The sequence below is a fragment of the Desulfomicrobium aestuarii genome (assembly GCF_055385525.1).
In genome coordinates this window covers 3,840,073-3,850,000 of record NZ_AP042427.1, presented here as the reverse complement: position 1 = coordinate 3,850,000, position 9,928 = coordinate 3,840,073, and the positions used below count along the sequence as shown (strand labels likewise).

7 protein-coding genes (1 of these 7 cut by a window edge) are annotated in these 9,928 nt (G+C 65.9%); 1 reads left to right on the top strand and 6 read right to left on the bottom strand.

Annotated features, from left to right (window positions below; translation table 11 throughout):
* The 4 genes from gluQRS to ACZ5AC_RS17770 all read right to left on the bottom strand — a co-directional run.
* A protein-coding gene (gluQRS, locus tag ACZ5AC_RS17785) for a tRNA glutamyl-Q(34) synthetase GluQRS (protein WP_464248888.1) crosses the window boundary here: on the bottom strand, positions 1–586 show its 5' portion. It extends 413 nt beyond the left edge of the window; the window shows 586 of its 999 coding nt (coding positions 1–586); the start codon lies at positions 584–586; its stop codon lies beyond the left edge, outside the window.
* Between the two features lie 101 nt (positions 587–687).
* Positions 688–3,252 (bottom strand): cobyric acid synthase, encoded by a 2,565-nt coding sequence (locus ACZ5AC_RS17780; protein WP_464248887.1) that lies wholly within the window; start codon positions 3,250–3,252, stop codon positions 688–690.
* Positions 3,249–3,692 carry an alanyl-tRNA editing protein gene (locus ACZ5AC_RS17775; protein ID WP_464248886.1) on the bottom strand — a complete coding sequence of 148 codons (444 nt, stop codon included), beginning with the start codon at positions 3,690–3,692 and terminating at the stop codon, positions 3,249–3,251. Before ACZ5AC_RS17775 ends, ACZ5AC_RS17780 begins: the two co-directional genes overlap by 4 nt.
* Before the next feature lie 63 nt (positions 3,693–3,755).
* Positions 3,756–4,373: a LysE/ArgO family amino acid transporter gene (locus ACZ5AC_RS17770; protein WP_464248885.1), complete on the bottom strand. Its 618-nt coding sequence runs from the start codon at positions 4,371–4,373 to the stop codon at positions 3,756–3,758.
* A gap of 91 nt (positions 4,374–4,464) precedes the next feature.
* Here ACZ5AC_RS17770 and ACZ5AC_RS17765 point away from each other — a divergent pair, with 91 nt between their 5' ends.
* Positions 4,465–5,361 carry a LysR family transcriptional regulator ArgP gene (locus tag ACZ5AC_RS17765; RefSeq protein WP_464248884.1) on the top strand — a complete coding sequence of 299 codons (897 nt, stop codon included), beginning with the start codon at positions 4,465–4,467 and terminating at the stop codon, positions 5,359–5,361.
* Here the strand turns inward: ACZ5AC_RS17765 and ACZ5AC_RS17760 are convergent.
* Both ACZ5AC_RS17760 and gdhA read right to left on the bottom strand, forming a co-directional pair.
* Complete coding sequence (locus tag ACZ5AC_RS17760; RefSeq protein WP_464248883.1) at positions 5,315–8,362, bottom strand: PEP/pyruvate-binding domain-containing protein; 3,048 nt, start codon at positions 8,360–8,362, stop codon at positions 5,315–5,317. The genes ACZ5AC_RS17765 and ACZ5AC_RS17760 overlap by 47 nt on opposite strands.
* Positions 8,363–8,482: 120 nt before the next feature.
* Positions 8,483–9,829, bottom strand: a complete 1,347-nt coding sequence (gene gdhA, locus ACZ5AC_RS17755; RefSeq protein ID WP_464250633.1) for an NADP-specific glutamate dehydrogenase — start codon at positions 9,827–9,829, stop codon at positions 8,483–8,485.
* Positions 9,830–9,928 lie beyond the last annotated feature (99 nt).

Genomic DNA, 9,928 nt, shown 5'->3' with positions numbered 1-9,928 from the left:
AACGGCGCAAGGGGAAATCCCCTCCGCAGTCCATCCACCCAAGGCGCACTTCACCATGCACCAAATCCTCGAAGACCGTCTCCGCACTCCCATGCAGGCGCAGGGAAGGCTTGCGCCCCTGCCCTTCGCGTTCGGCCAGCTCGTCAGCCGAAAGCCAGAGGCAGGTTCCTGGATAGACGGGTCCGACGTCCTCGGCATGGGGGGCCGAGGCCATGGTCTTGAGTTCCTTGCGCGTGCAGTAACAAGGATAGGTGTGCCCAAGGCGGGTCAACGTCTCGATAATCTCTGTATAGCGCCCGAGGCGTTCGCTCTGCGTGTACGGACCGAACGGGCCGCCCACGTCGGGCCCCTCGTCCCAGTCCAGGCCCAGCCAGTCCAGATCGCGCATGATGGCCTCGGCGAAATGCGCCTTCGACCGCGCCGGATCGATGTCTTCCATGCGCAGCACCAACCTCCCGCCGGCTGAACGGACGGCCAGCCAGCACAGCAGGAACGCCCAGGCGTTGCCCAGGTGCAGATGGCCGGTTGGGCTGGGGGCCAGCCGGCCGCGAACCGGCACGGACGCATCGGATGCATGGGAGGTCATGGACGATTTCGGGAACACGGCGGAAGGCATTTGTCAAGGCGGCCCGGCTCACGCACCGCCGCATCCGCCGCGGAACGGGGGATGCGCTGCAGGGCCGGGAGCTACCCGAGAAGACGGTAAATCCTCTCCATGTCGAGATTCTCGCGCACCACACCCGCCAGCCTGCCCAAGGCGGCCTCCAGGTCATAGACCGCCTGGACTCTGCGCAGAGGGGCCAGTCCCTTGCGCACCCGCAGACGGTCCAGGAAGGAACGGCGGAACACGTCGGCATCGAACACCCCGTGCAGGTACGTTCCCCAGACCATGCCGTCCTTCCGACCCCAGCCGATGACGGCCCCGTCGGCGCGGCTCATGACCGCATGGGCGGAGCCATCGAGAACGCGCGTCCGACCGTGGTGGATCTCGTAGCCACGCACCCCCTCGTCCGTGGGCAGGAAGACGCAGTCCGCCTGGCACAGCACCTTGTCGATCGCCATTTCCGTGGCCACTGGCAGCAGGCCCAGCGGACGGGCCGAGCGGCCGCCGCTTTCCACGCCCTGCGGGTCGTCGATCCGCTCCCCGAGCATCTGCAGGCCCCCGCAGACGCCGATGATCTCGGCGGAACTGGCCAGCACGGCCTGAGCCAGGCCGGAACTCCAAAGGTGCTCCAAGTCCGTGAACACATTGCGCGAGCCCGGCAGGATGACGGCGTCAGCCCCCTCCAAATCCTGCGGCGCGCGGGCGATGCGCACGTCCACGTCCGGTTCCATCCGCAGGGCGTCGAGGTCCGTGAAGTTGGAAATATGCGGCAGATCCACGGCCACGATCGTCAGTTCCGCCTTGCCGCAGCCCGTCCGAGCTTCCTTGAAGCTGACCGAATCCTCCTCCGGCAGGCCAAGGTCATGCAGATACGGCACCACACCGAAGGTCTCCATCCCGGTGAAGCGGCGGACGTAGTCGACGGCGTCGCCCAGGAGTTCCCGCTTGCCCCGGAAGCGGTTGACGATGAAGCCCGCCACCATCGCCCGCTCCCACTCCTCCATGACCTCCATGGTGCCGACGAAGGAGGCGAAGACCCCGCCCCGGTCGATGTCGCCGGCCAGGAGCACGCGCGCCCCGGCGTGCCGGGCCATGCGCATGTTGACCACGTCGTGGGACTTCAGGTTGACTTCGGCCGGGCTGCCCGCCCCTTCGAGGACCATGACCTGCCTGGCTGCCGCCAATTCGTCGTAGGCCGCGGTGATCGTCTCGAAAATCGACGGCTTGAAGCGGATGTACTCACCCACGCTCATGTTGCCCCGAGGCCGTCCAAGGACGATGACCTGGGAGCCCGTCTCGGAATTGGGTTTGAGAAGGACCGGGTTCATGCGCACGTCCGGCTCAAGCCTACAGGCCTGGGCCTGCAGCACCTGCGCCCTTCCCATCTCGCCGCCGGCGCGGGTCACGAAAGAATTGAGGGACATGTTCTGGGCCTTGAACGGGGCGACGCTCAGACCATCCTGCAGGAAGATGCGGCACAGGGCGGCCGTCAGGACCGATTTGCCGGCATTGGAGGACAGGCCCTGCAGCATGATGGCCGGGGTCCTGCGGACGGCTTTGCGCCGAAGCCTGCCGGGCACGAAAACTTCCGCCAGGGCTTGGACCAGTCGCTCGTTTTCTTCGGCGCTGCGGACGGCCACCCGGAAAAAGCCGGCGTCCAGGCCCGCGTAATTTGCGCAATTGCGGATGAGAATCCGGTGCGGCAGGAGTTTGGCCTGCACGTCGGAGGCGCCCGGGCCTGGGCTGCGACACAGGAGGTAGTTGGCGCTCCCCGGAAAAACGGCCAGTCCCAATTCCGAGAGGTCGGCCGACAAGCGGCCCCGCAGCCCGGCAACCGCCTCCACGGTCCGGGCGGCGTAATCCGCGTCGCGCAGCGCTTCCTTGCCCACGGCCTGGGCCAGGGCGTTGACGCTCCAGTCAGGCAGCAGGCGGCCGACGGCCGCGCAGACGTCGGGAGCCCCGTACCCGAGCCCCAGCCGCAAGCCGGGGATGGCGAAGAACTTGGTCAGGGAGTGGAGCACGAAAAGATTCGGACGGATACGCGTACCCAACCGGGAGAGTCCGGGCACGAAGTCGGCGAAGGCCTCGTCCACCAGGAAAAAGCTTGCCGGGTGCCGGTCGGCCATGTCGAGAATGCGTTCCGGCTCGAGCAGGACGCCTGCGGGGTTGGATGGCTGGCCGAGAATGACCAGGGCGGGATCGGCCAGCAACGCTTCGACGCCCGTCCAGTCCAGGCAGAAGTCCGTTTCCGGCCGCAGGGTCAGACGCTCGCAGACAAGGCCCGCAGTCGCGCAGGCCCGGTCGTAGTCACCGTAGCACGGTACGGGTAGCACGGCGCGGCGGATGCCCATGGAACTGCATACGCGCGGCAGGGCGTAAAGCAGCTCCGAGGAGCCGTTCCCGGCCACCACGTTTTCCGGACCTATCCCCAGACGCTCCGCGGCCATCTGCCGCAGGGCATCGGCGCGCGGTTCGGGGTAATGCCCCGCCGCGGACAGGGCCCGGGCCACGACCGGCCGCAGCCAGGACGGCGGACCCAGCGGGTTGATGTTGGCAGAGAAGTCCAGAATCTCTTCCGGGCCGCAGCCCAAGGCATTGGCCGCGGCAATGACGTTGCCGCCGTGGGCGGGAAGAGCGCCCCCGGTCATGCGGGTTTGGCCAGCTTGAAGCGCAGCCTGAGCACGCCGTTCTCGAAGGAATGGGTGGTCAGGCGGAAGGCGCCGAGCGCTCCGGTGCGATCAACGTGCTCGCCGATGCATGGGCAGGCGTCGTATTCGCCGATGCGGATGATGCGCAACTCGTCTGACGAGCCATCGGGCAACCGTTCAAGGTTGAAGAGAGGCTCGGCCTCGGACCTGGCCATACTTTCTGCGAAGACCGGCAGGTCGGCGGCGACGACGGCATTCACCCTCGCCTCCACGTCGCGTGCCTCAACCTCGGTCAGGTCGCGGTTGAAATGGTAGTCGCACTTGGCCTTGTCGGGGTTCACGTGGGCCGAAAAGCAGCGGCCGCAGGCGAAGAGCCGGTCCATGGTCTGGTTGAGGATGTGTTCCGCCGTGTGCATGCGCGGGTCGTAGTTCTTGGCCATCGTTCCTCCGTTGGGGAGGTGATAGCCGCCGCAGGCCTCGGGGTAAAGTGGGCCGTGGCGGCGTTATGCGCCCAGGGCCCCCGTGACCAGGGACGCGGCCACGCCCCACATGGTCAGGCCCACCAGGACGTCGAGCACGGCCCAGGAACGCGGATGGCGAAAAAAGGGCAACAGCAGGCGCGCGCCGAGCCCCAGGGCCAGAAACCAGGCCAGGGAGGCCGTGGCCGCGCCGGCGCCGAAGAAAAAGCGCTCCGCCTCGGGGTAGCGTCCGCCGATGGAGCCGAGCAGGAGCACGGTGTCCAGGTAGACGTGCGGGTTGAGGTAAGTCACGGCCAGCGTGGCGGCCACGGTGGCCCCGAGGCCCATGCGCACACGCTCCCCCGGTTCCAGGCCGCCCGAGCGCAGCGCCGAACGAAAGGAACGCAGACCGTACCAGAACAGAAACACGGCGCCGAGCCATGTTGCCCATGCCGCGAATTCGCTGCTTTGCGCCAGAACCACGCCCATGCCGGACAGGCCGAGGGTGATAAGCAACGCGTCGCTCATGGCGCAGATGAGCGCCACCGTGAGATGATGATTGCGGTGCAGGCCCTGGTTCAGCACAAAGGCGTTCTGGGCCCCGATGGCGATGATGAGGCCGGCCCCGGTCCCCATGCCCTGTAGAAATGGCGTCGTGATCATGATGTTCTCCTTGCGCTGTGATGCCCTGGCCAATAAGGGAGAACTATATATAAGGAAAACGAATAATTTTTCTATATCATAAGTAAAATTTATGCTCGATGCCAAACATCTCCAGGCCCTGGCCGCGGTCATTACCGAACAGAGCTTCGAAAAGGCCGCACGCGCGCTCTTCCTGACCCAATCCGCCGTTTCCCAGCGGGTCCGCCAGTTGGAGGAGCGTGTGGGGCAGATGCTCGTGGTCCGGTCGGCCCCGGTGCGGCCCACCCCTGCGGGCATGGCCGTGCTGCGGCATTTCCGGCAGCTCTCCATGCTGGAGCAGTCCCTCTTCGAGGAACTGGCCCCGGAACGGTCGGACGATTTCGTCACCGTAGCCCTGGCCGTCAACGCCGACAGCCTGGACACGTGGTTCCTGGCGGGCGCACGGGAAATCCTGGCCGAGGCCAAGGTACTCCTGGACCTCGTCGTCGACGACCAGTCCGTGACCCACGCCTACCTGCGCTCGGGCGAGGTGCAGGGCGCCATCACCTCGACCCCGGCGAATTTCCAGGGCTTGGCGACCCGCGATCTGGGCGACATGGAATACCTCTGCGTGGCCACTCCCGACTTCCGGGCACGGCACTGCCCGGACGGCTTCGACATCGAGGCCGCAGGCCAGGCGCCCATGGTCATGTTCAGCCACAAGGACGCCCTGCAGCACGAATTCCTGCAGCAGCGCTTCGGCCGGGAGGTCAGCCCGCCCGTGCACGTCATGCCGTCCAACATCGGCTTCCAGGGGCTCATCCTCCAGGGCGGCGCCTTCGGCATGGTCTCGCGCAACCTGGCGGAACCGCACCTGAAAAACGGCGAGTTGGTCGACCTCGCCCCCGGCGAAACCCTGCGCGTGCCCCACTATTACCAGTGCTGGAGTCTGCAGAGCGCCCTTTCGGAACGCGTCGGCGACATCATAGTACGCACGGCCCGGGCTCACCTTGCGCCCCGGTCCCCGTAGCACAGCACCCCGGGGCGGGAGGAGCAGCAACCACCCACCCACGACTGCCCCCGTCATCGGGAATGATCGCGCAGTGCGAAGTCCGGCCGTCGACTTTGATGCGCATGGGCTTCGGCAGCCGGACATGCACGACATGCTCGTCCATGCCCGAGATTTCCTGCGCCTCCAGCCAGTCCCAATCGAAGCGCTCCCCCTCCTTGCCCGAGACCATGATGTAGTTGATGCCCAGCGTCGTGATGTTGTGGAAGAAATGCGAGCCCTGCGACGGCTCCACCCGCAGCTGGGCCGAGGCGGTCTCGACGATGGCGGCCACGCCGCAGATGTCGTTCCAGGCCACGGGGATGCCGAGCCAGCGGTCCGCCGTGCCCCAGCGGCCGGGGCCCACCAGCAGGTACTTGCGCCCCGCGTCCATGAGCCGCGCGTTTATGCGGCCGATTTCCGCCGCGATCTGCACCGTCTTCTCCACCTCGAAGCCCGAGGGCCGGACATAGACGATATCCTCCACGTCCGTTTTCTCGGCGTTGCCCAGGGCGTGGGTCGACAGGCAGAAGGCCCGAGCCCGGTCCTCCTCGCTGATGGTCACGCGGTTCAGGTCGGCCCGGGCCGACATGGGGCGCAGCTGCAGGAGCGAAAACACGGGCCTGCGCTCCTTGCCGGGGTAGAGGTTGCAGGCGAACTCCATCTCGACGGGACAGCCCATGGCCGACTCGGCCACGGCCATGACGTCCTGCAGAATCTCCGCCAGGGGCAGAAGCCTGTGCTTGAGCACCGGGGCGAAGAGGAGCACCCGCGGCCGGTCCGGGATGGAAGCCGTGTCGCGGATGCGCCCTTCCTCGGGCAGAAACGTCGACGCAACGAGCGGCAGGGGGCCCGCGGCCTCGGCCTCGACAATGTTGCGCCGCACCAGGGAAAAGTCCGTGCGCGGCCAGGGCCAGCGCTCCAGCGGCAGGCTGTAGAACTCGGTCTGGGCCGTGCGCAGGGCCAGCTCCACCGTCGGGCACTGCGGCAAAATGTTGGGATGGCGCGGCGAGAAACGCAGGGTCTGCCCTCCGTCCACGACGATCTTGCCGAAGCCCAGGGCGATGGTCGCCACCCCGTCCTCGGGCTTCATGCGCCCGAAGGGGTAGTAGTTGTAGGACTGGGCCACGCCGGAAATGGCCGGGTAGAAATAGCCGCCGTAGTCCTCGCCGATGACCTGCTGCACGAGCACCCCCATCTTCTCCTCGTCCGTGCGCTGGCTGACACGGCGCGAAAATGCCTTGGGCGCCTGGTAGAAGGTCGAGGCCCAGACCTGCTTGATGGCCAGGATCAGCTCCTCCAGCCGGGTATCGAGGTCCGGGTGGTTGTTGGGCACCATGAGGGTCGAGTAGAGCCCGGCGTAGGCCTGGAACTGCGCGTCCTCCAGCAGGCTCGACGAGCGCACGGCCAGCGGGTGGCTCACCTGGGCCAGGTAGGCCCTGAGCTGATTGCGCAGCCATCTCGGAAAGCGCGCCTTCCCGACGGTCCGCAGGACCTCTTCGTCCGGGATGTCCTTTTCCGCCAACCACTTGAGATCATTCACCCTGACGAACGCGTCGAAGCCTTCCGTGGCGATGGCCAAGGTTTTGGGCATGGCGAACTCGACGCCGGGATATTTGTCCTGCAGGGCCGGGATGCGGTTCAGGAGCGAAAACAGGAAAGCCAGCCCCCTGGCCTTGCCGCCCAGGGATCCCTCCCCGATCTTGAAAAAATCGGTGGTCGGGTCGAAATCCTTGGGGTTGAAATTGGCCACGATGCCCTTCTGCCGCTGCTCCCGACGCATCCTGACCATCTGCAGCACGCCCTGCCGCAGAAGCTCCGGCGAGGCGAAATCCTTCTCGCTCATGGGCCGCAGCCGGTCGGCAAGCTCGAATTCCGTGCGGGCGAAGAACCACCGCGAGAAATCGTTGTGCCGGGAATGGTGGACAAGGACCTCGGCGGGCATCGTCTTGAGGCACTCCTCAAGGGCGAACATGCTCCCGGCCCGCGCGATTTCGCCGCCATCTGCGTCGCGGAAGACGAAATCCCCGAACCCAAGGCGATCCAGCACGAAACGCCGCACATCGGCCAGCAGCGTCGGCGAGTTCTTGTCCACGAAGTTGGCCGGGATCTCCTGCGCCCTCCTGGCGTTCTCCGGCTCATTGCTCATGAGCAGGAGCGGGATGTCGAAGCGCTGGGCCTTGATGGCGGCCAGCAGATCGACGCCCGCGGACGGGTCGAGCCGCCCGGCCCGGGGGTAGCGGACATCGGAGATGACGCCCAGGACATAGGGCTCGAATTTCCGGAACAGGTCCAGGCCGTCCTCGAAGGTGCCGGCCAGGAGGATCTTGGGCCGGCAGCGCATGGTCAGCAGACGGTGCTCCTGGTTGAGGCCCTGCCGGATGACCTCCTGGGTCTGCACCACAAGCTCCCGGTACAGGATGGGCAGCAGGCAGGACTGGTAGCGCGGCGAGTCCTCGACCACGATGATGACGCGGATGCCCACGCTCTTCGTGTCGAAGTCCACGTTCATGGCGTCCTCGGCGTTCTTGACCAGGGCCACCAGCAGGTCGGCGTTGCCGGTCCAGACGAACTGCCGGTCGATGCCCTCGGCCGGGCTCTCGCCGGGCAGGAAGACCTCGCGATGGGTCAGGAGGTAGACGGGGATGCCGAGGTTCAGCTCCTTGATGCGCCGCCCCAGGGTCAGGGCCTCGCGCTCGGCCAGCTGCGGCATGAGAATGATGAGCTCGAAGGTCCGCTCGGCCAGGAAGGCCAAGGCCTCATCGGCGCTGGACGCCCAGGTCAGGCGCGGCGGACGGCTCAGGTTGAGGCCCTGGTACTCGGACACGATGCGCTCCGAGAGCTTGCAGTCCTCCTCCATGACCCAGGCGTCGTAGGCCGTGGAAACAAGGAGAATGTTCTGGACCTTTCGGGCCATGAGGTCGTGAAATTTGCGGAACTCCGAATCCTGAGCCACGAGCTGCAGCGCGGGGGTGAAGGGCATTTGGTCTCCTCCTTGGGATGGACGCGAGCCTACCCAAAGCCGGTCCTGCGAGCAACGCGGCCAGGCAAAGAAAAAAGCCGGCGAACCGGCTTTGCAGAATTGGGACAGGGGAAAGTCCGATCAAACAACGCCCTGATCCAGCATGGCGTCGGCCACCTTGGCGAAGCCGGCGATATTGGCCCCGGCCACGTAGTTGAAGGGCTTGCCGTAGGCCTCGGCCGTGTCCATGCAGACCTTGTGGATGGTCTTCATGATGAGCTTCAGGCGGTCGTCCACTTCCTCCCTGGTCCATCTCAGACGCATGCTGTTCTGGGTCATCTCCAGGCCCGAAACCGAGACGCCGCCGGCATTGGCCGCCTTGCCCGGCCCGAAGAGCACACCACTGTCCTGGAGAATGCGCACGCCATCGTGGTTGGTGGGCATGTTCGCGCCCTCGGCCACGGCCCGCACCCCGCCGTCGACCATGTGCTGGGCGTCGATGCCGTTGATTTCGTTCTGCGTGGCGCAGGGAAAGGCGCAGTCCGCCTTGTGGGCCCAGAGAGAATTATAGCCCAGCCCGAAATCCACGGGCGTGAACACGGCCTCGGGATAGGCTTCGGCGTACTCCTTGACCCGGCCTCGGCGGACATTCTTCAGATGCTTGATGAAGGCCAGCTTTTCCGTGGTGATGCCGGCTTCGTCAAAGATGTACCCTGACGAATCCGAAAACGTGATCGGCGTGCTGCCCATCTGCAGGAGCTTCTCCATGGTGAACTGGGCCACGTTGCCGGAACCGGAGACCAGGCTGCGCGTGCCTTCGAGGGTCTTCCCCTTGGCCCCCAGCATCTCGGCGGCGAAATAGACCGCGCCGTAGCCCGTGGCCTCGGGCCGGATGAGGCTGCCGCCCCAGGATGCGCCCTTGCCCGTCAGCACGCCCGTGAACTCGTTGCAGAGCTTCTTGTACATGCCGAACATGAAACCGACTTCACGCGCGCCCACGCCGATGTCGCCGGCCGGCACGTCGGTGTTGGGCCCGATGTGGCGGAAGAGTTCGAGCATGAAGCTCTGGCAGAAGCGTTGCACCTCGGCGTCGGACTTGCCCTTGGGGTCGAAGTCCGCCCCGCCCTTGCCCCCACCCATGGGCAGGGTGGTCAGGGAGTTCTTGAAGACCTGCTCGAAGGCCAGGAACTTGAGGATGCCCAGGTTCACGGACGGATGGAAGCGGATGCCGCCCTTGTAAGGCCCGATGGCGCTGTTCATCTGCACCCGGAAACCGCGATTGACGTGTACTTCGCCCTGGTCGTCCATCCACGGGACCCGGAAGATGATGACACGCTCCGGCTCGACCATGCGCTCCACGATCCCCGCGCGCCGGTATTCGGGATTGCGCTCCAGGGCCGGCGCAATGGATTCCATGACTTCGCTCACGGCCTGATGAAATTCGACCTCGCCCGGATCCCGACGCTTGACCAGTTCCAGAATCTCCATGCTCATGTCCGCCCTCCGCGGTTGGCTGATGTTCAGACTGCCACAGCTCAAAAAAACCTTGCCGTCCATATCCTCCCAACTTTGCTTCAGGTCAAGGGA

Excerpts from the sequence above, each read along its gene's own strand:
- ACZ5AC_RS17780 (WP_464248887.1), bottom strand. The coding sequence starts at position 3,252 with ATGACCGGGGGCGCTCTTCCCGCCCACGGCGGCAACGTCATTGCCGCG.
- ACZ5AC_RS17775 (WP_464248886.1), bottom strand. The coding sequence starts at position 3,692 with ATGGCCAAGAACTACGACCCGCGCATGCACACGGCGGAACACATCCTC.
- ACZ5AC_RS17770 (WP_464248885.1), bottom strand. The coding sequence starts at position 4,373 with ATGATCACGACGCCATTTCTACAGGGCATGGGGACCGGGGCCGGCCTC.
- ACZ5AC_RS17765 (WP_464248884.1), top strand. The coding sequence starts at position 4,465 with ATGCTCGATGCCAAACATCTCCAGGCCCTGGCCGCGGTCATTACCGAA.
- ACZ5AC_RS17760 (WP_464248883.1), bottom strand. The coding sequence starts at position 8,362 with ATGCCCTTCACCCCCGCGCTGCAGCTCGTGGCTCAGGATTCGGAGTTC.
- gdhA (WP_464250633.1), bottom strand. The coding sequence starts at position 9,829 with ATGGAGATTCTGGAACTGGTCAAGCGTCGGGATCCGGGCGAGGTCGAA.